Genomic DNA, 20,783 nt, shown 5'->3' on the forward strand with positions numbered 1-20,783 from the left:
GGCGATGAGCGCGACCACGAACGCCGAGAAGCTCGCGCGGATGGCCAACCAGATCGCGAGCTTCTTCCGGTCCTACCCGGAAGCGGAGGCCGCGGCGGGCGTCCACAAGCACCTCGTCGCCTTCTGGACGCCGCGGATGCGCGAGCGCCTTCAGGCGCACGCGCTTGAGGCCGGCAACACCCTCGACGCCCTCGTCCTCCGGGCGATCCGCGAGGAGCCGCGGGCCGAGAGCCCGGTGCGGGCGGCGACCCGCGATCCGCAGCGCCTCGGGCTCGGGGCGAGCGACGCGGGCTGACCACGCAATTTTTCCCGTTGCGATCGGACTAATCTGTAGCCCAAAACGTATTCGGGCGTAGTCCGGGGCTGGCCGACTTGCTAATCCCATCCTAGAGCCGGTCCGCGTAAAGGCTGGCCTGGGAGGACCACAATGGATACGAGTGTCGCGAGCGCGGGGACACCGCGCGCGTCCAGTCCCGGCTGGCTGTCGCGCGAGAACATCGTCGCGAAACCTGGCTTCAACCGGTGGCTGGTTCCCCCGGCGGCGCTCGCCATCCACCTCTGCATCGGCATGTCCTACGGGCTGTCCGTATTCTGGCTGCCCCTGTCCCGCGCCCTCAGCACGGGCCAGCCGGCGCCGGCCGCCTGCCCGGACATGACGCTCGCCACGGCGCTGGTGACCACCACCTGCGACTGGCGCGTGAGCGACCTCGTCCTCGTCTTCTCGATCGGCATCGTGATGCTCGGCCTGTCCGCGGCGGTGTTCGGCGGCTGGCTGGAGCGGGCCGGCCCGCGCAAGGCCGGGCTCGTGGCGGCCCTCTGCTGGAGCGGCGGCTTCCTCATCGGGGCGGCCGGCGTCTACCTGCACCAGCTCTGGCTGATCTGGCTCGGCATGGGCCTCATCGGCGGCATCGGGCTCGGGCTCGGCTACATCTCCCCGGTCTCGACGCTGGTGAAGTGGTTCCCCGACCGGCGCGGCATGGCCACCGGCATGGCCATCATGGGCTTCGGCGGCGGCGCGATGATCGGCTCGCCGCTCGCCGACCTCTTGATCAACCACTTCAAGGGCCCGGGGCAGGCCGGCGTCTGGCAGGCGCTGGCCGTGATGGGCCTCGGCTACCTCGGCTTCATGATGGCGGGCGCCTTCGGCTACCGCGTGCCGCCGGACGGCTGGACCCCAGAGGGCTGGACGCCGCCGGCCGCCAAGAGCGCGATGATCGCGAGCGGCCACGTGCACCTGAGAGACGCCCACAAGACCGTGCAGTTCTGGCTCCTGTGGGCCGTGCTCTGCCTCAACGTGTCGGCCGGCATCGGCGTGCTCGCCCTCGCCTCGCCGATGCTGCAGGAGATCTTCGGCGGGGCGCTGATCGGCCGGCCGGAGCTCGGCTTCGGGCAGCTCGACGGCGTCCAGAAGGGGCAGATCGCGGCCATCGCCGCGGGCTTCGTCGGCCTCCTGTCGCTGTTCAACATCATGGGCCGGTTCTTCTGGGCCTCCCTGTCCGACCGGATCGGCCGCAAGACGACCTACTTCACGTTCTTCGCCCTCGGCTTCGCCCTCTACGCCGCGGCGCCCTTCGCGGCCGGGATCGGCTCGAAGGCGCTCTTCGTCGCGATCTTCTGCGTGATCCTCTCGATGTACGGCGGCGGCTTCGCGACGATCCCGGCCTACCTCGCCGACGTGTTCGGCACGCAGTTCGTCGGCGCCATCCACGGGCGCCTCCTCACGGCCTGGTCGACGGCCGGCATCGTCGGGCCGCTCGTCGTCACGGCGATCCGGCAGGCGCAGGTCGACGCCGGCATCCAGGGCGCGCAGCTCTACACCCGCACCCTCTACGTGCTCGCCGGGTTCCTGGCCGCGGGCTTCGTCGCGAACCTGCTGGTGCGCCCCCTGGCGCAGCGCTGGTTCATGAAGGACGGGGACCTGAAGCCCACCGGCGCCGCGATCGCCTCGCCGCGCGGCGGCTCCTTCGGCATCGGCCGGGGCGGCTTCACCGCGACCGCGGCGCTCGCCTGGGCCGCCGTCGGACTCCCCATCGCGTGGGGCGTCTGGATCACGCTCTCCAAGGCGCTGATCCTGCTGCGATAGTGACCTCGCGGAGCGGGCTCCCATAAGGAAGCCCGCTTCATATTGAGGCGTCTGCAGCGTCATTCTACCACCGGAGCGCCATGATCTGCATGGCCGCTCGGGTGGTAGTTGCTGAGCCGTGATCGAGAAGCTGGACTACCTCCTCGCCCTGTCCCGCGAGCATCACTTCGGACGCGCGGCGGAGGCCTGCCGGGTCACTCAGCAGACGCTCTCAGCGGGGGTCAAACACCTCGAGAATCGGTTCGGCGTGCAGCTCGTGCAGCGCGGCTCGCGCTTCCAGGGCTTCACGCCGGAGGGGGAGCGCGTGCTCGCCTGGGCGCGGCGCATCGTGGCCGACAGCCGCGCGATGCAGCAGGACGTCGCCACCCTGCGCCAGGGACTTTCCGGCCACCTGCGGATCGCCGCGGTGCCGACTGCGCTGCCGATGGTGGCCGCGCTCACCACGCCCTACCGGCAGCGCCACCCCGACGTCCGGCTGACGATCGAGTCGACGACCTCGTCGGACATCTTCGCGCTCCTCGAAAACCTCGAAGCCGATGCCGGGCTGACCTACCTCGACAACGAGCCCACCGGCCGCGTGACGGCGGTGCCCCTCTACCGGGAGCATTACCGCCTCCTCACCGCGACGGGCGGTCCCTATGCCGACCGCGACCGGGTGACCTGGGCGGAGGTCGGGCGGATCCCGCTCTGCCTGCTCACGCCGAACATGCAGAACCGGCGGATCATCGACGAGCAGATCCGCAGGGCCGGCGGGGAGCCGGCGCCCACCCTCGAATCCAACTCGATGATCGTCCTGATGACGCACGTCCACACCCTGCAATGGGCGAGCGTCATGCCGGCGATCCTGGCCGACGCGCTGGGTCCGCGGGACGGCGTCCGCGCGATCCCGATCGTCGATCCGGACCTCGCGCACACGATCGGCCTCGTGGCCCCGCGCCAGGACCCCGCGACCCCGATGGTGTCGGCCCTCGTCGCCATCGCCCGCGACGTGGCCCGCGACCTGCGGCGCAAGGCGGAACCGATCTCGCCACCCTGATCGCAGGCGACGCGGAGGCCCCTCAGGCCGGCGGGCGCCGCCGAGGCGAGGCCAGCACCTTGCGGAGCGCGGCGGCGATCTGCTCGGCCGAGTAGGGCTTGCGCACCAGCTCGAAGCCGTGGGCATCGTCGCGGGCGAGGACGTCGCTGTAGCCGGTCATCAGGATCACGGGCAGGTTCGGGTGGTCGGCCCGCAGGCGCCGGGCGAAGGCCACGCCGCCCATGCCGGGCATCACCACGTCCGAGAATACGGCATCGAACCGGAAGGGCGCCCGTTCGATCTCGGCGAGGGCCGCCTCGGCGTTGTGGGCCCAGACCGTCCCGTGGCCCAGGTCCTCCAGGAGCTGCGTGCAGAAGCGCCCGACCTCGAGGTTGTCCTCCACAACGAGCATGCAGAGCGCGCGCTCCGCCAGCGGATCGGGGAGCCGGGTTCGGTCGGCCTCGCCGTCCGTCCGCTCCGCATCGGCCTGGGGCAGGTAGAGCGTGAAGGTCGTCCCGCGACCGAGCGCGCTCGCGACGTCGACGTCGCCGCCTGACTGCTTGGCGAAGCCGATCACCTGGCTGAGGCCGAGCCCCGTGCCCTTGCCGACCTCCTTCGTCGTGAAGAAGGGCTCGAAGATCCGCGTGAGCAGGTCACCCGGGATGCCCTCGCCTTCGTCCGCGACGGAGACGGCCGCGAAGGGCCCCTTCGCGCCCGCGTGACCGCGGATGGGCGGCAGCGGCAGCGCGCAGGCGAGCCGGATGGTCAGGGCACCCTCCCCCGCCATGGCGTCGCGGGCGTTCACCGCGAGGTTGACGAGGGCTGTCTCGAACTGGCTCGGGTCGGCCCGCACGTGGCACGGCGTTTCGGGCAGGTCCGTGAGGATGCGGATGCGTGCGCCCGTCACCGCGCTCAGCATGTCGGAGACGCCGCGCAGCCGCTCGCCCACCTCGAACACCTCGGGCGCGAGGGCCTGTCGCCTCGCAAAGGCGAGGAGCTGGTTCGTCAGCCTGGCGGCGCGGTCGACGGTGTCCGCCACCGCTTCGAGGTAGCGGGTGCGCCGCTCTTCGGGCAGGTTCGGCCGGCGCAGGAACTCCACGGATGAGCGGATGATGGTGAGCAGGTTGTTGAAGTCGTGCGCGACGCCACCCGTCAGCTGGCCCACCGCCTCCATCTTCTGCGCGTGGCGCAGCGCCTCCTCGGCCCGCGCCAGCTGGTCCTGGCTCCGCAGCCGGTCGCTGACGTCGTGGGCGTACTGGAAGGCGCCGATCCGCCGCCCGGCAGCGTCCGTGAGCGCCGTGAACTTCAGCTCGTAATAGGGGCGCTTCCGGTCGGGCTCGCCGAACGCCTCGACCAGCGTGAACTCCTCGCCGGCGAGCGCGCGGGACCATGCGCTCCGCGCCGCGGCCCGGTCCTCCGGATGGTCGGCCAGCAGGTCGAGGAGGTTGTCTCCCACGCCGGGGCGCACGCCGTAGAGCGCCTGGAACTCGTCGGCGTAGGCGCGGTTCACGGCGAGCACCCGGAACTCCGCGTCGAGGGCGGCCACGAGGGCGTCGGTCGTCTCGAACACGTCGGCCCAGAGCTTGCGCTGCGCGAGCGCCGCGTCGACCCGGCGCTCCAGCGACTCGTTCATCTCGCGCAGCCGCTCCTCGGCGAGCTTGCGGTCGTGGACGTCCTCGACGACGCCGTACCACCGGATGATGGCGCCGGCCGCGTCGCGGCGCGGGCGGGCACGGGCGCGCATCCAGCGGTAGGTGTCCGTCCCCGCCATGCGGATCCGGTAATCGACGTCCACCGGATCGCCCGAGGCGAGGCAGTTCGCGAAGACCGTCATGGTCCAAGGCAAGTCGGCCGGGTGCAGGGCCTTGGCCCAGCCGGAACCGTCGGGCTCGCCGGGCTGCTGCCCCGTCAGCTCGAGCCAGCGATTAGAGTAGGAGGTGATGTTCCCGGCCGGGTCGCAGGTCCAGGGCACCTGCGGGTTGAGCTCCACCGTGTGGCGGAAGTGATCCTCGCTCTCGCGCAGGCGCGCCTCGCTCACGATGCGGTTCGTGGTCTCGGCGGTGACGCAGAACAGGCCGCAGACCCGGCCCGCCTCGTCGAGCACCGGCGAGTAGGTGAAGGACCACCAGCTCCGCTCCGGCGTGCCGGCGCGCGACAGGTCGAGCATGACGTCGGTGAGGGTCTGGCTCTCCCCCGCCAGGGTGGCGTCCACGAGCGGCGCGATCTCCGACCAGATGCTCGCCCAGACCTCCCGGAAGGGCCGCCCGAGCGCCGTGTCCAGCCGGTAGCCGAGGATCGGCCGGTAGGCGTCGTTGTAGAAGCAGAGGAGGTCCGGCCCCCAGGCGAGGAACATTGCCGTCGGGCAGGCAAGCATCAGCGACAGGGTGCTGCGCAGAGTGGGCGGCCAGTGCTCCGGGGGGCCGAGGGGCGTGGTCGACCAATCCCGGGCACGGATCTCGGCACCCGTGCTGCCCCCGTGGGGTAGGAACGAGAACGCGTCGGTCACGGCATCCGAAACCCGGGTGAGCGCGTCCCGCGCGATGTCTCGCGTGGGGCCCTGCCGGGCAACGTCCAACTGCGCATGGCCCTGATGAAACCTCTGAACGCTACCCCGACAGCCGGCGTGCTCGCGGGGGCTCGCGGTGTCGCTAAGCCATAACGAGATCTCGGCGCGTCGGTTGCGCGTCCGGCGTGCCACGACAGCCTTAGTTTCGCCGCCCCGAACTCTATCAGACGGAACTTTCCCGGCACTCCAAGCCTGTCTGTTCGATGCGTCGCGCTGAAACGACCGAGTCCGAGGCCGCGCGCCTGCGTGCCCTCGACCGCTACCAACTGCTCGACACGCCGCGCCAGCAGGATTTCGACGAGATCGCCGAGGCTGCGGCCGAGCTGTGCGGAACGCCGATCGCGGTGGTCAACCTGATCGGCGACGGGCGCCAGTTCTTCAAGGCGGAGGTCGGCCTCGGCGTCCGGGAGACGCCGCTCGACACCTCGTTCTGCCGCCAGGCGATCCTGCAGGAGGATTTCCTGTGCGTGCCGGACGCCAGCAGCGACGGTCGCTTCGCGGGCAATCCCCTCGTCACGGGCGAGTCGGGCCTGCGCTTCTACGCCGGCGCCGTCCTGCGGACGGCCGAGGGCTACGCGATCGGGACCGTCTGCGTCCTCGACACGAAGTCCCACGATCTGACCGACCGGCAGCGGAAGGGGCTGATGCGGCTCGGCCGCCAGACCATGGCCCAGAAGGAGCTGCGCCGGGTGCTGCGCGAGCAGGCCGAGCAGCGCCTCCTCCACGAGCGCATCCTCGACAGCGCCACCGACTACGCCATCGTGGCGACCGATCCGGAGGGGCGGGTGACGCGCTGGAACGTGGGCGCGGAGCGGATCCTCGGCTGGAGCGAGGCCGAGATGCTCGGCCGGCCGCTCGATGCCTTCTTCACGCCGGAGGATCGCGCGGCCGGGCGGCCGGAGACCGAGCGGCGGCTGGCGCTGGAGGACGGGCGCGCGGCGGACGAGCGCTGGCACCTGCGCCGGGACGGCTCCCGCTTCTGGTCGTCCGGCGAGATGATGCCGCTGCGCTCCGAGGACGGCACCCTGCAGGGTTTCCTGAAGATCCTGCGCGACGGCACGGAGCGGCGCCGGACGGACGCCGTGCTGGAAGCGAGCGAGCTGCGCTATCGCTCCCTCGTCGAGGTGAGCCCGCAGGTGGTCTGGTTCGGCGACGCCGCCGGCAACGTCACGTATTGCAACGCCTACTGGTACGACTACACGGGCCTCGCTCCCGGCGAGATAGGCGAGGCGAGCTGGATCGGCGTGATCCATCCCGATTACGGGGAGGCGACGCGCGAGACCTGGCTCGCCTCCGCCCGGTCGGGGCAGCCCTACGAGGTGGAGTTTCCGCTCCGCCGCGCGGACGGGCAGTATCGCTGGTTCCTGTCCCGGGCCCAGCCGGTGCGCGCCGCGGACGGGAGCGTGCTGAGCTGGATCGGCACCTCGCTGGATATCCACGAGCGCAAGGTGGCCGAGGAGCGCTTCGAGGCGCTGACCGAGCTCGCGCCGGCCATGATCTGGTTCGGCAATCCGGATGGCAGCCTCAGCTACTTCAACAACCGCTGGTACGCTTACACCGGACAGACCCCGGAGGAGGCGCTGCCCATGGGCTGGGACCGGCCGGTGCATCCGGACGACCTGCCCGCCCTGCTGGAGGCCTGGGAGCGGGCGCGCGCGCAGGAGACGGTCTACGACACGGAAGCGCGCCTGCGCCACCACGACGGGAGCTATCGCTGGTTCCTGATCCGGGCCGAGCCCCTGCGGGACACCAGCGGCGCGATCGTCGGCTACCTCGGCAGCAACAGCGACATCCACGACCGCCGCCGGGCCGAGGAGGAGCTCCGCCGGACGCGGGAGCAGCTGCGCCTCGCGGTCGAGGCGACCGGGACGGGCGTGTTCGACTACGACCTCCTCGCCGGCGACCTCGAATGGGACACGCGCACCCGCGCCCTGTTCGGGCTGCCGCCCGAGGCACCCGTCGATTACGGAATCTTCCTCGACGGCCTGCACCCGGACGACCGCGGCTGGGTCGACGAGGCCGTGCGCGCCGCGCTCGATCCGGCCGGCTCCGGCACCTACGACATCGCCTACCGCACCATCGGGCTGCAGGACGGCGTCGAGCGCTGGGTCGCGGCCATGGGCCAGGCCTTCGTGGTGGACGGCCGGACGGTCCGCTTCATCGGGACCGTGCGGGACGTCACCGAGCGCCGGCGCGCCGAGGAGGCCCTGCGCTCGACCGAGGAGCGCTACCGCCTCGCGGCGTGGGCGACCAACGATGCGATCTGGGACTGGGACCTCGCCGCCGACCACGTCCAGTGGAGCGAGGCGATGCAGACCCTGTTCGGCTACGCCCCGGACGCGGTCGGCCGCGACGGGGCGTGGTGGACGTCGCGCATCCACCTCGAGGACCGGGAGCGCGTGAAGGCCGGCATCTACGCGGTGATCGACGACAGCACCGAGAACTGGACGGACGAGTACCGGTTCCTGCGGGCGGACGGCACCTACGCGCACATCCTCGACCGCGGCTACGTGCTGCGCGATGCGGCCGGCGTCGGGATCCGGATGATCGGCGCGATGCTCGACATCAGCGAGCGCAAGCGCGCCGAGGAGCACCAGCGCCTGCTCGCCGGGGAATTGCAGCACCGGATCAAGAACACGCTGGCGATGGTCCAGGCCATCGCGAGCCAGACCTTCCGCAACGCCACAGACGTCGAGGCCGCCCGGGAGGCCTTCTCCGCGCGCCTGATCTCGCTCGGGCGCGCCCACGACATCCTCACCCAGGCGAGCTGGGCGCAGGCGCCCATCGCCGAGGTGGTGGAGGGCGCCCTCGCGGTCCACCGCGGCGGGGCGGCCTGCCGCATCCGCACGAGCGGGCCCGGGGTGCTGCTCGCCGCCAAGCCCGCCCTAGCCCTGGCGCTCGCCCTCCATGAGCTCGCCACCAACGCGGCGAAGTACGGCGCGCTCTCGAACGCGGAAGGCAGCGTCGACCTGCGCTGGCACGTGGTCCACGAGGGCGAGGCGCCGCGCTTCTGCCTGACCTGGTCCGAGCAGGGCGGCCCCCCGATCCTGTCGGTGCCGAGCCACCGGGGGTTCGGCTCGCGCCTGATCGAGCGCAGCTTCGCGGCCGAGGTCGGGGGCGACGTCCGGCTCACCTACGCGCCGACCGGTCTGGTCTGCCGCCTGGAGGCGCCCCTCGATGCCATGCAGGACGCGACCGGCGTCGCGGCCGCCTGACGGGACGGGTATCCACGACGTCGCCGACAACCCAGGATCGCATGACGGCGCCGCGGCCGTGCTATAGCGGGCGCGTTGCAACATCAGGCCCTTCGACCGCTCCATGGATCAACCGCTCGCCGCGCCGGTGCCGGGAGTCGGCCGGCTGACCCCGTCGGCGGCCCTGCGGCGCCCGACCCTGCGCCAGGTGCGCCTCGCCACCGGGCTCGTCCTGTTCGCCTACGTGCTCACGCACCTCGTCAACCACGCGCTCGGCAACGTGTCGCTCGCCGCCATGGATGCCGGCCTCGACGTGGCCTCGGCGATCTGGCTGACCGGCCTCGGCCTTCCGGTGCTCTACGGTGCCCTCGTCGGACACCTGCTGCTCGGCCTCTACGCCCTCTACGAGCGGCGCTTCTTCCAGTGGAAGGCGTCCGAGGCGGTCCAGCTGGTGCTCGGGCTGCTGGTGCCTGTGCTGCTCCTCAACCACGTCGTGGCGACCCGGATCGCCTACCAGACCGAGGGGCTGGAGAAGGGCTACGCGCAGGAGCTTTACGCCCTCTGGGTCGCCGCTCCGCAGAGCGGCGCCATGCAGGCGGCGCTCCTCGTCGGCGCCTGGGCGCACGGCTGCGTGGGCCTGTATTTCTGGTTGCGGCTGAAGCCCGGTTTCGCGGCGGCCGGCCCGTGGCTGCTCGCTTCCGCCATCCTGGTTCCGGTCCTGGCGCTGCTCGGCTTCGTGCAGGGCGGCCGCGGCATCGCCGTGCTGGCGCAGGATCCTGCCTGGCGGGCGGAGGCGCTTCGGCCGATCCATTTCGGGCGGCCCGAGCAGGTCGAGCGGCTCAAGGCGATCCGGGACGGCCTCCTGATGGCATATGGCGGAGCCGTCGCCCTGGTCCTCGCGGCCCGGGGCCTGCGGACGCTGACGGAGGTCCGGCACGGCACGATCCGCATCGCCTACCCGGACGGGCGCGTCGTGCGAGTTCCACGCGGCACGAACGTGCTGGAGGCGAGCCGGCGCCACAACCTGCCGCACGCGAGCGTCTGCGGCGGGCGCGGGCGCTGCTCCACCTGCCGGGTCCGTGTCTTCGACGGTGACGACGGGCGCGGCCTCCCGGCACCCTCGAAGGCCGAGCAGGCCGTGCTCAGCCGCGTCGGCGCGACGCCCGGCATCCGGCTGGCCTGCCAGCTCGTCCCGACCCGCGATCTCTCCGTGACGCCCCTGTTCCCGCCGCGGCAGGTGCCGGCGCGGCGCCTGGAGCCCGCGCAATCGGGCGAGGAGCGCTTCATCGTCGCGATGTTCGTCGATCTGCGGGACTCGACGCGGATGGCGGAGGAGCGCCTGCCCTACGACACCGTGTTCATCATCAACCGGTTCCTGGGCGCGGTCGGGGACGCCGTGCGGGAATCGGGCGGTTCGGTGAACCAGCTCCTCGGCGACGGGATGCTCGCGCTGTTCGGCTTGCAGACCGACCCCTCGACCGCCGCGCAGCAGGCCCTGCGGGGCGTCGATCTGATCACCGAGCAGGTCGCGGGCCTCAACCGGCTGCTCGCCGCCGATCTCGGCCAGACGCTGCGCTACGGCATCGGCCTCCATGCCGGCATGGCCATCGTCGGCGCGATGGGGGACCACGCGGACGCGCGCTTCACGGCCCTCGGCGACACGGTGAACGTGGCCTCCCGTCTGGAGAGCCAGACCAAGACGCTCGGCTGCATCGCCCTGGTGTCCGAGGCCGTCTACGTCGCGGCCGGGGTGGAGCTGCCGTCCCTCCGCGAGGTGGTCCTGCCTGGGCGCTCGGAGACCCTGCGCGTCAAGGCGCTCGGCCGCCAGCGCGCTGCCGCGGCGGTCGGCGGAACGGCCGGCGCCGGGCTCGTCCGCTGAACGGCAGCCCGCGCGGCATCATCGTCGCCGGAAAGGCTCCCTCACAGCTGCGCCGAGAGGATCTCGGCGAGGGTCACGTTCCGCCCTGCCTCGCGCGACAGGCGCAGCATCGTGGACTGGCTGAAGCGCGGGTCACAGGTGACCTCATGGCCGATCCAGTCCGGCAGCGTGACGGCCTGCGCCTCGTGGTCGAGTTCAACCTCGGCGAGCACCATGCCGGCCAGCGTGCCGTCGTAGACGTCCACCTCCCAGGTCAGGCCGCCGTGCGGGACGCAGTGGCGCGTCCGCTGGATCAGGCAGGTCTCGCAGACGAGGCTCAGCATCTGCTCCGCGTCGCCCCGCGGGATCTCGTACTCGAACTCGGCCCGCGCCAGGCCGGTGCGGTTGCCCTTCACCGTGAGCCAGGCCCGCTCCTCGTCGAGGCGCACCCGCACCTTGCCGGAGGCGAAGTGGCCGACGAGCCCGTCCGTGAGGCGCCGCGTGCTCGCGACCTCCCCGCGCCAGCCCTCGTGGGCCACCAGGAACTTCCGCTCGACCTCGAAACGCATCACGCCGCACTGCCCGGACGACGGGAGCGCCTGCCCGTCTCCTTCCAGGAGCGCGGCCTAATGCAATTTCCGATCGCTCGCCACCGGTCCGGTTGCACGACTGCCGCCGGAGCGTCGCGCTCCGAGGGTCCGCCCGGCTCGTCGGGCCCAGGCTTGGCGCGGCGCTTCCGCCGCAGGTTGAGCCAGGAACGGCGCTATCCCGCCTACGTTGCCCGGCGAACCCCAAGACAGCCACGGAGCAACGACGGCATGGCCAGCACGGACATCGGCACGATCTACGCGGGCGCGCTGCGCAACACCCGCGCCCTGGAGAAGCAGGGCCTGGAGCAGATGGAGCGGCAACTCTCCGGTCTCGAGCGCTACCCCGACTACGCCGCCGTCCTGCGTCGCCACGTCGAGACGACGAAGGTGCAGATCGATCGCCTCGACAAGGCGCTGGAGGCGGTCGGCGAGAGCCCGTCGTCGTTCAAGGAGGCCGTGACGAGCGTCGCCGGCTCCATCGGCGCGGCGGTGCACGCCACGGCGCAGGACGAGACGCTGAAGAACCTCTACGCGGGCTACGCCTACCAGTACGATCAGGTCGCGGCCTACCGGTCGCTCGCCGTCATCGCGGAGCGGGCCGGCAAGTCCGATCAGGTCTCCTTCTTCCGCGCCGCCGTCGACGAGGAGACGATGGCGGCCGAGGAGATCGCCGCCCTGATCGAACCGGTCACCCGGACCTACCTCGACCTGACCATGAGCGGCGAGAAGGCCGACAGCTGACGGAGCGTCGCCGTGGACGATCCGACACCGGTCGCCGTCACCGTCGAGGCCTGCGGCGAGAGCCGGGAGCGCTTTCGCTGGCACCTGACGGACCGAGACGGCGTCTCCGTCCGGGTCTCGCCGGAATCCTACGGCTCGGCCGAGGATGCGGACGAGGCCGGGCGGGAAGCCCTTGGCGCCTTCGGGGCCGCGCAGCAGGGCTGAGCCCTCCTTCTCAGCGAACCATCCCAGTGTATCGGAGCATCCCGGCGGCCGCGACGCAGGCCGCCCCCGGATGCCTCATTCAACGTCGATCTGCCGGCCGAACGGATCCTCGGCCGGCAGCAAATCAGGCCTGATCGGGTGGGTGGCCCTGAGCCCGCGGTCCGTTTTCGGGGGCCTGTCCGCGGGCGGGCTCGTCCGGCGCGGCGCCGACGAGCGTCTCGGTCCTGGCGCGCAGCGCCTGGACGCTGCGGTAGCCCACCGAGGCGGCGACCTCGCGCGGCCCCTGCCCGTCCGCGGCAAGCGCCAGCGCCCGGACCACCCGCGCCCGCACCCGCCACTGCCCGAAGCTGAGGCCCGTCTCGCGCCGGAAACCGCGCGTCAGCGTCCGGCGGCTGACGCCGGCCTGATCGGCCCATCGATCGAGGTCGAACGCGGCCGCCGGATCCGCGATGAGGCCGAGGCAGACGCGCCGAAGCCGCTCGTCGCCGGGGAGCGGCAGGGTGAGGCGGGTCTCGGGGGCCCGCCGGATCTCGTCGAGCACCAGCGCGGCGAGGTGCCCGCCGCGCCCGGCCTCGTCGTAGTGCACGGGCTCCTCGGTCAGGGCGCTCAAGGCGGCGGCGAGGAGGGGCGAGACCTCGATGACCCGCGCTCGGCCCGGAAAGCCCGCCAGCGCTTCGACTGCCAGGTAGGCCGAGCACATCGCAACGGAACCGTGCATCGCCACCGCGTGGGGCAGGCGCGGCGGGATCCAGAGCGCGTGGCCCTCGGGCACTACCCAGGTCCCGTCATCCGCCGTCGCCATCATCAGGCCGGCCGTCGCGTAGAGGAGCTGCGCGCGGGGATGGGCGTGCAGTCCCGTGCGGCTGCCGGCCGCGAATTGCTTCGGCATCACCGCGACGGCGCGCGGAACGTCCTGGTAGTCCTCGGCCCGGATCGACCGCATCGTGCTCTCCCGAGCCTCCGGTTTGGCCCGAACGCGTACACCTTCGGCCCGACGCCGTTCAACGGGTCAGCTAGAATGGCGCAGGCCCGTGGAGTTGCCCGCCCGATGGAAGCCGAGACCTTGTCCCGCCGCACCCTGCGCTTCGTCAACGTGGCGCACGCCCTCGATCACTTCGTGCTGCTGATCTACCCGACTGCGGTGCTGGCCATCGCGGCGCAGACAGGCCTGAGCTACGGCGAGCTGATCGGGCTCGCCACGGGCGCCTTCGTGGCGTTCGGCCTCTGCTCGCTGCCCATGGGCTGGCTCGCCGACCGCTTCGGGCGCCGGACCATGCTGGCGATCTTCTTCTTCGGCTACGGCCTGTCCTGCCTCGGCGTGGCGAGCGCCGCGAGCCCGACGGCCTTTGCGGCGTGGCTCTGCGTGCTGGGGCTGGCCTCGGCGATCTACCACCCGGTCGGCTCGACCATGCTGGTGACCCACGCCCGCCGCCTCGGCCGGGACCTCGGCATCAACGGCGTCTGGGGCAACTTCGGCGCCGCCACCGCCTCCGGCGTCACCGCGCTCCTGGCCGCCGGGCTCGGTTGGCAGGCGGCCTTCATCGTGCCGGGCCTCGTCTGCCTCGCCTGCGGGACCGCCTTCCTGGCGCTCGTCCCAGGTGACGGCGCGGGCGTCGCCGGCAAGGGCGGGGCCGCATCCCTCATCCCGGTGGCGCGCCCGTTGCCGCTCCTCGTGGTGTTCGCCTTCGCGATCGTGGCGGGCGGCATGACCTTCAACATCACGACCATCGCCCTGCCGAAGGTCATCGACGAGCGCGTCGGCGACGGGCTGCCCCTCGCGCTGATCGGCTCGCTCGCGACGCTGGTCTTCGTGTTCGGCGCCCTGACTCAGCTCCTGATGGGGCGCCTGATCGACCGCTACAGCCTGCCGACGCTCTTCCTCGCGCTCTCCACCCTGCAACCGATCGGCCTCGGCCTCGCGGCGGTCAGCACGGGCGTGCCGCTCCTCGTCGGGCTCGTGCTGACGATGGCGGCGCTCTACGGACAGGTCGTGATCAACGACGCGATGGTGGCGCGCTACGTCCCGCCCGCCTATCGGGCGCGGGCCTACAGCGTGCGCTACTTCCTCGGTTTCACGGTGAGCGGCTTCGTCGTGCCCCTGATCGCCCTCGTGCACGACCGCGGCGGCTTCGGCCTCGTCCTCGGGATCTCGGCGGCCTTCGGGGCCGTGATCGTCGCCTCGGCCCTCGGCTTCTTCGCACTCACGCGGCAGGAACGGTCCCGCAGCCTCGCGCCCGCCGAGTGAGGCCATGCGCCGCTGCTGCTCGGCGGGCGGGGCGGCGATGCCTCACGCGTCGTGGTTCGATCCGATCTACCGGGCGGGGATCAGGCTCGGCGATCCGGCGCTCACCTGCGCGTAGAGCGCCTCGCACCGGTCGAGCCAGCGCTCTCGGGTGAACAGGCGCAGGACGCGGGCGCGCGGGATCGTCCGTGGGATGGCCGAGGCCTTCGGGATCGCCCGCGCCAGCTCGGCCTCGTCCCCGCACGGCACCAGGGTTCCGGCCTCGCCGACGATTTCGGGGGCCGCCCCGGCCGCGAACCCGGCGACCGGCAGGCCGCAGGCCATCGCCTCCACCGCCGAAAGGCCGAACGGCTCGTCCCAACAGGGCGTGAACAGGAAGACGGAGGCGCGGCCGACCGCCTCCGCCAGCGCAGGGCCGGCGAGGTGGCCACCGTAGCGGACCGGCCCGCCGAGGCGCGGAGCGACCTCGCTCGTCCAGTAATCGGGATCCTCGACCGGGCCGAACAGGGTGAGGGGCACGCCAGCCCGACGGGCCGCAGCGACCGCGTGGTGCGTCCCCTTGACCGGCGCAACGCGCCCGACCCAGACGGCGCTGCCGTCGCCGCTCTCACAAAAGGGCCAGACGGCCGGATCGATGCCGTTGTGCAGCACCGAGACCTCCGGGGGCGCCCCGTCCGGCCACCAGGCCCTCCGCTGCGCCTCCGACGTCACCGTAAGGCGGTGGGTCGGGCCCGGGCTCGCCTGCACGAACCAGCGCAGCGCGTCGTAGGGCGGCACGTGCAGGCTGGTGAGCGTGGGCGTCGCGGCCGTGCGCCGTGGCTCCAGGGCGAGGCGGCTGAGGCTGTTGTTGTGCACGATGTCGAAGCCGCCGGCCGCGATCCGATCGCAGGCCGCGCCGTAGCCGGCATCCAGATGAGCCTTGAGCCCCGCGTCGCCGCGGTGCTCCAACCCCGGAAAGCTGCGCTCGTGGTGGACCGGGATCACGGGGTCGAGGACGAAGCGCCGATCGCTGTCGCCGGAGGCAAACAGCACGACCTCGTGTCCGCGCTCCGTCAGCCCCTCGGCGAGGTGCCAGGTGTAGGCCTCCATGCCCCCCGCGAAGGGCGCGGCGACGGGGTGACGCAGGTGGGCGAGGAGCGCGATCCTCACGCCGAGGCCGGCAGGGGCTCGCCCGCCGGCGCCGCCGTGGCCCCTGCGTCCCGCGCCGCGAGGTGTCGGATCACCGAGGCGGCGTTGGTGTAGGGTTCGTGGCTCCGCTGGCCGGTCAGCGCCAGATCCTCGGCGCCGGGGCGCCGGAGGATGCGGATCGGCCGGTCGGGTGCGTCGTCGATCAGGCCCATCATGCGGAACGCGTGCAGCCAGTGGCCCATGGTCCGGTAACCCCACTTGGCCTCGAACAACTCGGCGTTGCGCACCACGCTCTCGAGGTGGTGGACGGGGGGCATGTGATGCGGATGGTACTGGTGATAGGCCAGGGCGCCCTTCATCCATGCGATCGGGATGCCGCTGCAGTCGAGGAGCTTCCCGAAATCCGTGTCCTCGCCGCCGTAGCCCGTGTAGCGCTCATCGAAGCCGCCGGTGGCCCGGAAGGTCTCCCGCCGGATGGCGAAGTTCAGCGACCAGAAGCAGCGGTAATCATTGCAGATCTCGATGCCGGAGGCTGGGGGGCCGCGCCGGTCGGAGTGCCGCTCGGCCACCGCCGCGAGATCGGCGTAGTCCCAGGCGCCGAGCGTCGCGCGTTCGGGCAGGTGCAGCACCTCGCCCATCAGGAGCCCGTCGAGCTCGCCGAGCCCGCGGGCGTAGTCCGCCACGAGGTCGGGCGCCGGGATGCAGTCGACGTCGAGGAACGCGACCGCCTCTCCGCTTGCCGCCGCGACGCCCCGGTTGCGCGCCGCCGCGAGCGGCAGCTCGCGACCCGGCACCGGGATCTGGCGGACCGGAAAGGCGACCTCCGGCAGGTCGTAGGGCGCGTCCTGCATCACCGCGACGATGAACTCGGCGGGCGGCTGCGTCTGTCGCGCGAGGCCGGCGAGCACGTTGCGCAGGTGCGCCGGCCGCCCCTTCGCGAGGGTGACGACGGAGAGGTTGAGCATGCGGCGGTCGGTCTCCGGCAATGCGGGGTGAGAATAGCGGGGCAAGATTCCTGAGCGGTCAGCCCGTGGCGACGACCCGGAGGGGGGCCGAGGCCGCGCCGGTGCTTTCGCCTGTCCAGAGCTCGTCCGTGAGCGCCTCGAGCCAGTCCGCGGCGCGGGCGGCGGCGTCCGGCGCCCAGAGGCCGTGCAGGACGCCGCCGTCCAGGGCGCGGGCGCGGGTGAGCAGGTCGCGCCAGCCCTGCAGGTCCCCGGGCCAGGCCGGCGCCTGGACGGCGGCGCCGAGGCGCACCAGGGCTTCGGCCTTGCGGGTCTGCTCGGCGAAGTAGCGCCATTCCGGCATCACGATCAGGCGGCCGCCGACCCGGGCGACCTCGTGAACCGTGTTGTCGCCGGCCGAGGCGATCACGATGTCGGCCGCCGCCAGGTAGTCGGTGATCCCGGGGACCCAGCCGAGCTCGCGCAGGTTGGAAAAATCGGTTTCGTGCCCCTCCCGGTGGGTCGGGCCGAGGGTCAGCCAGAGCGCGTCCGGCGCCGCGCGGGCCGCGACCGTGAGCGGCGCGTAGGGCGTGCCGCTGCCGCCGCCACCGGTCACCGCGACGACGATCTCGCGCGCCGGGTCGAGGCCGAGGCGGGCGCGGGCCTCGGCGCGGTCGGGCACGCGGTCGAGGGTGGTGCAGAGGCCGCCGCTGTAGAAGGTCTTGGCCCGCAGGGCCGCTGGGTAGTCGTCCTGCTCCAGGCGCGCGTCGAAGGGCGCGAGCATCCCGACGCAGGCTTCGTAGGCGCCCAGGTGCCCCACGTCGGAACGGTCGCCGTGCATGCGGATCTGCACGGCCGGCACGCTCGCGATGCGGGAGAGCAAGGCGATCTCGGCCGAGACGTCGACGACGAACAGACCGATCCCGCGCTCGTCGAGGTGGTCGAGGATGCACCGCATCGTCCGGCGCATCTCGGAGAGGCCGAGGGGCACGCAGTGCATCACACTTGGCGTCGGCTCGGCGTAGAGGCGCGGCGTCGGCACGGCGGCGCCGATCATGTTCGGCAGGGCCACGATCTCGATGTCGCGGGAAAATCCCTCGAACAGGTGCGGGCCCGCGGTCAGCACCGACACCGGGCGGTCGCGGGCGAACTCGGCCGCCACCGCCATCGTGCGGTTGGCGTGGCCCCGGCCCTGGTGGTGGACGAAGAATACAATGGGCTTCTTCATGGCTGGCGGGTTCGCGGCTCGTCTCAGGAGAACAGGGCGCCGGGCCGCAGCGCGGCGGCGATCTCGCCCGCGCTCGGGCGGCGCACGACGCGGATCGCATTCGAATCCGCGTCCCAGTCGATCAGGCCGGCCGCGCGGAACTGGCCGAGCCAGTAGGTCATGCACCAGCGGCCGTGCCGCGCGTGGAAGCGGGTGGCGTTGGCGACGATCGGCTCGAAATGCTGCAGCGGCGGCACGTGCACCGGGTGGTGCTGGTGGTAGGCGCGCGCGCCCGCGACCCAGAAGGTGGGCAGGCCCGTCGCCGCGAGGCGGGCGGCGAGGTCCGTCTCCTCCCCGCCGTAGCCCGCATAGGCCTCGTCCATGCCGCCGACCGACCGCCAGTCGGCCGCGGCGAGCGCGAACGACAGGCCCCAGAGCTGCCCGGGATCGAGCTCGCGGCGCAGGCCGGCCGCGGGCACGGGCGGGCGTGCCGGGTGGGCGCGGCCGAGCCGGTCGAGGGCTGCCGGGTCGATGGGGCCGCGCGATGTCGCCTCCGCCGGCAGGTAGAGGACTTCGCCGAGGAAGAGGCCGCGCTCCGTCGCGGCGGCCTGCCCGTAGGCCGCGACGAGGCCGGGCGCCGGGATGCAGTCGACGTCGAGGAAGACGAGAAGGTCGCCCGCGGCCGCCTCCGCCGCCCGGTTGCGCGCGGCGGCGAGCGGCATCGGCTCGCCCGGCACGCGGAGGTGGCGCACCGGGCAGCCGGGATCGGGCAGGTCCGGGGCGATGTCCGGCTGCATCCAAGCGACCACCAGCTCGCGGGGCCGCGCGGTCTGGCGGGCGATGCCGCGCAACAGCTCGCGCAGTCGGTCCTCCCGGCCGCGCACCAGGGTGAGCACGCTCGCGGCCGCGCCGGACGGGGACGCGTCAGTGCGCAAGGGCGAGCATCCGCCGGAAGTGGCCGACGCCCTCGATGATGCCGCGGGCGTGGGAGCTGCGAGCGACGTAGGAGTGCTTCAGCGCGCCGTGGCTCGCGAGATCGTCGGAGTAGTTCGCGACGATGATGGCGTGCACCCGGGCGCGCAGCATCTCGACGTCGTTGCCCGAATCGCCCGCGACGAACACGGCCTCCTCGGGCAGGCCGTAGAGGGCCCGGACGTGATCGACCGCCGTTCCCTTGGAGGCGGCCGCGGGCAGCACGTCGAGGTAGCGGCCGTGGCTGTGGATGACCCGGGCGGCGAGGCCCGCCCGGTCGAGCCGCATCCGGACATTGTGGGCCGCGGCGGCGTCGCCGAAGTAGCTCAGCTTCAGGTCCCGCTGCTCCAGCGGTCCCTGCGCCGCGAGGCCCGGTAGGCCGGCAAGAGCCTCGCGCGCCGCGTCGCGCTGCCAGCCGGCGGAGATCGCGGCGCGCCACGCGGCATCCGCCGTGTAGGTCACGCCATTGGCGTCGAGGTGGTAGATCTCCGAACCGACCGAGGTGATCATCACCTGGGGGCGCGGGCTCGCCTGCTGCTCCAGCACCGCCATGGCGCTGTGGAAGGAGCGGCCCGTGGCGACCCCGAAGGCGAGCCCGGCCTGCCGGCTGCGCCAGCGGCGGAAGGTGTCGAGCGAGGCCGCGCAGCCGATCAGCGTGTTGTCGATATCGCAGATCAGGAGCTGCCGCGGCGCCCGCATCGGCGGCACCGGCGCCAGCAGCGCGCGCACCAGGGCGTGGTAGCGCGTGGCGTGGCGGTCCCAGTCGTAGGCCGCCGCCGCACGGGCGCCGCCCGCGACGCAGCGGGCGTAGAGCTCGGGATCGCCGAGGAGGCGCAGGCAGGCCGCGGCGATCGCCGTCGGGTCGCGCGGATCGACGAGCAGGCCGTTGCCGCAGGTCTCGACGATGTCGTTCGGCCCGCCGCTGTCCGTGGCGACGAGGGGAAGGCCGGCGGCGGAGGCCTCCAGCAGGGTCAGGCCGAAGGGCTCGTTCAGCGCCGGGTTGACGAAGACGCCGCCGCGCGTGCCCGCGTAGGCGTAGACGGCCGGCACGTCGTCCGACCGGTGCGTCTTCGGGTAGGCCACGCGGCCGTAGAGGTCGTAGCGGTCGATCAGCACGAGGAGTTCGCGCATCGTCGCGGCCATGTCGCCGTCGAGCGCGTCGATGTCCTCGCGCGTGCCGGCGACGATCACCAGGTTCGCCCGGGCCTGAAGCTCGGGGCTCTCGCCGTAGGCCCGCACCAGCGCCGCGAGGTTCTTGCGCGCCACCGGCCGGGCGAGCGCCAGCAGGGGCGGCTTGCCGGGGGCGTGCAGGAAGCGGTCGATCGCGCCGTCGACGCGCGGGTGGCACCGGGCCTCGGCGAAGCGCGCGAGGTCGCTGCCCGGCGGCAGGATGCGGATGCGCCCGGGATCGTAGGCGGCGTAGCCCGCGTACTGAACCTCGGCCTCGTCGCGCGAGGAGGCGACGACGAGCCGCGCCCGCGCCAGGGCGCCCTCCTCCGCGGCGATCCGATGGGCGAGGTCGGCGCGCGCCTCCGCCCCGGGGCCGAACATCGCGGCCTTGACCCGGCCGAGGGAGTGGGCGGTGAACACGAAGGGGATGCCGAGGCGATCCTCGACGATTCCCGCGACGCGCGCCGCGTCGGCGTAGTGCGCGTGGATCAGGTCCGGCGCCCGCGGCTGCCGCGCGATCCAGGCGACGAGGTTCTCGGCGAAGCTCGCCACCTCCCCGTGCAGTTCCTCCTTGGCCCGGTAGCCCGGCGACGCGCTCGCGAGCCGCACGAGGGTGACCTTGTCCGAGATCGGCTCTTCGGGCACGGCGTAGTCGGGGCCGGGCGCGCCGTGGAACAGGCGCGTCGCCACCACGATCCGCGCGACGCCGACATCCTGGGCACAGGCCCCCACGAGATCGAGCAGGTAGCGGATGTGTCCGCCGGTATCGGCAGTGATCCCATAGGCGACGTCCGCGCCGCGCAGGCAGCCCTGCAGGGCGACGTGCAGCACGAACATCAGGCGACCGGCATCGAAATGGCGGCCAAGCGACA

General features: G+C 72.6%; 16 protein-coding genes. 8 read left to right on the forward strand and 8 right to left on the reverse strand.

Translation table 11 applies throughout. The annotated features are described in order from the left end of the window. The first annotated feature begins 4 nt into the window (after positions 1 to 4). From ACLBXP_RS08805 to ACLBXP_RS08815, 3 genes are all read left to right on the forward strand, one after another. Positions 5 to 295, forward strand: a complete 291-nt coding sequence (locus ACLBXP_RS08805; protein ID WP_447667259.1) for a formate dehydrogenase subunit delta — start codon at positions 5 to 7, stop codon at positions 293 to 295. Between the two features lie 132 nt (positions 296 to 427). Further along, positions 428 to 2,083, forward strand: a complete 1,656-nt coding sequence (locus ACLBXP_RS08810; protein ID WP_447667260.1) for an OFA family MFS transporter — start codon at positions 428 to 430, stop codon at positions 2,081 to 2,083. Between the two features lie 118 nt (positions 2,084 to 2,201). Then, the gene (locus ACLBXP_RS08815; RefSeq protein WP_447667261.1) at positions 2,202 to 3,119 is read left to right on the forward strand and encodes a LysR family transcriptional regulator; all 918 of its coding nucleotides are present in this window, start codon (positions 2,202 to 2,204) and stop codon (positions 3,117 to 3,119) included. 22 nt (positions 3,120 to 3,141) lie between these two features. Here the strand turns inward: ACLBXP_RS08815 and ACLBXP_RS08820 are convergent, their stop codons facing one another. Next, entirely contained in the window at positions 3,142 to 5,604 is a 2,463-nt protein-coding gene (locus tag ACLBXP_RS08820) for a PAS domain-containing protein (protein WP_447667262.1), read from the reverse strand. 263 nt (positions 5,605 to 5,867) lie between these two features. Between ACLBXP_RS08820 and ACLBXP_RS08825 the strand changes: the two genes are divergently transcribed. Together ACLBXP_RS08825 and ACLBXP_RS08830 are read left to right on the forward strand one after the other, a co-directional pair. After that, on the forward strand, positions 5,868 to 8,879 hold the full coding sequence (locus ACLBXP_RS08825; RefSeq protein ID WP_447667263.1) for a PAS domain S-box protein: 3,012 nt from the start codon (positions 5,868 to 5,870) through the stop codon (positions 8,877 to 8,879). A gap of 103 nt (positions 8,880 to 8,982) precedes the next feature. Next, complete coding sequence (locus ACLBXP_RS08830; protein WP_447667264.1) at positions 8,983 to 10,737, forward strand: adenylate/guanylate cyclase domain-containing protein; 1,755 nt, start codon at positions 8,983 to 8,985, stop codon at positions 10,735 to 10,737. A 41-nt stretch (positions 10,738 to 10,778) separates the two neighbouring features. Here the strand turns inward: ACLBXP_RS08830 and ACLBXP_RS08835 are convergent, their stop codons facing one another. Continuing rightward, a complete protein-coding gene (locus ACLBXP_RS08835; protein WP_447667265.1) occupies positions 10,779 to 11,285 on the reverse strand; it encodes a CYTH domain-containing protein in 507 nt (168 codons plus the stop codon). Between the two features lie 249 nt (positions 11,286 to 11,534). Here ACLBXP_RS08835 and ACLBXP_RS08840 point away from each other — a divergent pair, with 249 nt between their 5' ends. Both ACLBXP_RS08840 and ACLBXP_RS08845 read left to right on the forward strand, forming a co-directional pair. After that, on the forward strand, positions 11,535 to 12,047 hold the full coding sequence (locus tag ACLBXP_RS08840; protein ID WP_447667266.1) for a DUF892 family protein: 513 nt from the start codon (positions 11,535 to 11,537) through the stop codon (positions 12,045 to 12,047). Positions 12,048 to 12,059: 12 nt separating this feature from the next. Beyond that, positions 12,060 to 12,251 carry a hypothetical protein gene (locus ACLBXP_RS08845; RefSeq protein WP_447667267.1) on the forward strand — a complete coding sequence of 64 codons (192 nt, stop codon included), beginning with the start codon at positions 12,060 to 12,062 and terminating at the stop codon, positions 12,249 to 12,251. A gap of 124 nt (positions 12,252 to 12,375) precedes the next feature. On the opposite strand, the gene ACLBXP_RS08850 is transcribed toward ACLBXP_RS08845, so the two are convergent. Next, positions 12,376 to 13,194: an AraC family transcriptional regulator gene (locus tag ACLBXP_RS08850; protein ID WP_447667268.1), complete on the reverse strand. Its 819-nt coding sequence runs from the start codon at positions 13,192 to 13,194 to the stop codon at positions 12,376 to 12,378. Positions 13,195 to 13,299: 105 nt separating this feature from the next. Between ACLBXP_RS08850 and ACLBXP_RS08855 the strand changes: the two genes are divergently transcribed. Further along, positions 13,300 to 14,496 (forward strand): MFS transporter, encoded by a 1,197-nt coding sequence (locus tag ACLBXP_RS08855; protein WP_447667269.1) that lies wholly within the window; start codon positions 13,300 to 13,302, stop codon positions 14,494 to 14,496. Positions 14,497 to 14,562: 66 nt separating this feature from the next. Here ACLBXP_RS08855 and ACLBXP_RS08860 read toward each other — a convergent pair whose 3' ends face one another. From ACLBXP_RS08860 to ACLBXP_RS08880, 5 genes are read right to left on the reverse strand one after another with little or no spacing between them, the layout of a single operon-like run. After that, positions 14,563 to 15,642 carry a glycosyltransferase gene (locus ACLBXP_RS08860; RefSeq protein ID WP_447667270.1) on the reverse strand — a complete coding sequence of 360 codons (1,080 nt, stop codon included), beginning with the start codon at positions 15,640 to 15,642 and terminating at the stop codon, positions 14,563 to 14,565. After that, complete coding sequence (locus tag ACLBXP_RS08865; RefSeq protein ID WP_447667271.1) at positions 15,639 to 16,586, reverse strand: glycosyltransferase family 2 protein; 948 nt, start codon at positions 16,584 to 16,586, stop codon at positions 15,639 to 15,641. The genes ACLBXP_RS08860 and ACLBXP_RS08865 overlap by 4 nt, the downstream gene beginning before the upstream one ends. 58 nt (positions 16,587 to 16,644) lie before the next feature. After that, positions 16,645 to 17,790: a glycosyltransferase gene (locus ACLBXP_RS08870; RefSeq protein ID WP_447667272.1), complete on the reverse strand. Its 1,146-nt coding sequence runs from the start codon at positions 17,788 to 17,790 to the stop codon at positions 16,645 to 16,647. Between the two features lie 23 nt (positions 17,791 to 17,813). Further along, the gene (locus ACLBXP_RS08875) at positions 17,814 to 18,665 is read right to left on the reverse strand and encodes a glycosyltransferase family 2 protein (protein ID WP_447667428.1); all 852 of its coding nucleotides are present in this window, start codon (positions 18,663 to 18,665) and stop codon (positions 17,814 to 17,816) included. Positions 18,666 to 18,693: 28 nt separating this feature from the next. Continuing rightward, positions 18,694 to 20,748: an HAD-IIB family hydrolase gene (locus ACLBXP_RS08880; RefSeq protein WP_447667273.1), complete on the reverse strand. Its 2,055-nt coding sequence runs from the start codon at positions 20,746 to 20,748 to the stop codon at positions 18,694 to 18,696. Between the last annotated feature and the right edge of the window lie 35 nt (positions 20,749 to 20,783).

Source organism: Methylobacterium sp. A54F (assembly GCF_053346035.1).

Excerpts from the sequence above, each read along its gene's own strand:
- ACLBXP_RS08830 (WP_447667264.1), top strand. The coding sequence starts at position 8,983 with ATGGATCAACCGCTCGCCGCGCCGGTGCCGGGAGTCGGCCGGCTGACC.
- ACLBXP_RS08840 (WP_447667266.1), top strand. The coding sequence starts at position 11,535 with ATGGCCAGCACGGACATCGGCACGATCTACGCGGGCGCGCTGCGCAAC.
- ACLBXP_RS08880 (WP_447667273.1), bottom strand. The coding sequence starts at position 20,748 with ATGTTCGTGCTGCACGTCGCCCTGCAGGGCTGCCTGCGCGGCGCGGAC.
- ACLBXP_RS08870 (WP_447667272.1), bottom strand. The coding sequence starts at position 17,790 with ATGAAGAAGCCCATTGTATTCTTCGTCCACCACCAGGGCCGGGGCCAC.
- ACLBXP_RS08855 (WP_447667269.1), top strand. The coding sequence starts at position 13,300 with ATGGAAGCCGAGACCTTGTCCCGCCGCACCCTGCGCTTCGTCAACGTG.
- ACLBXP_RS08835 (WP_447667265.1), bottom strand. The coding sequence starts at position 11,285 with ATGCGTTTCGAGGTCGAGCGGAAGTTCCTGGTGGCCCACGAGGGCTGG.
- ACLBXP_RS08865 (WP_447667271.1), bottom strand. The coding sequence starts at position 16,586 with ATGCTCAACCTCTCCGTCGTCACCCTCGCGAAGGGGCGGCCGGCGCAC.
- ACLBXP_RS08805 (WP_447667259.1), top strand. The coding sequence starts at position 5 with ATGAGCGCGACCACGAACGCCGAGAAGCTCGCGCGGATGGCCAACCAG.
- ACLBXP_RS08850 (WP_447667268.1), bottom strand. The coding sequence starts at position 13,194 with ATGCGGTCGATCCGGGCCGAGGACTACCAGGACGTTCCGCGCGCCGTC.
- ACLBXP_RS08825 (WP_447667263.1), top strand. The coding sequence starts at position 5,868 with ATGCGTCGCGCTGAAACGACCGAGTCCGAGGCCGCGCGCCTGCGTGCC.
- ACLBXP_RS08810 (WP_447667260.1), top strand. The coding sequence starts at position 428 with ATGGATACGAGTGTCGCGAGCGCGGGGACACCGCGCGCGTCCAGTCCC.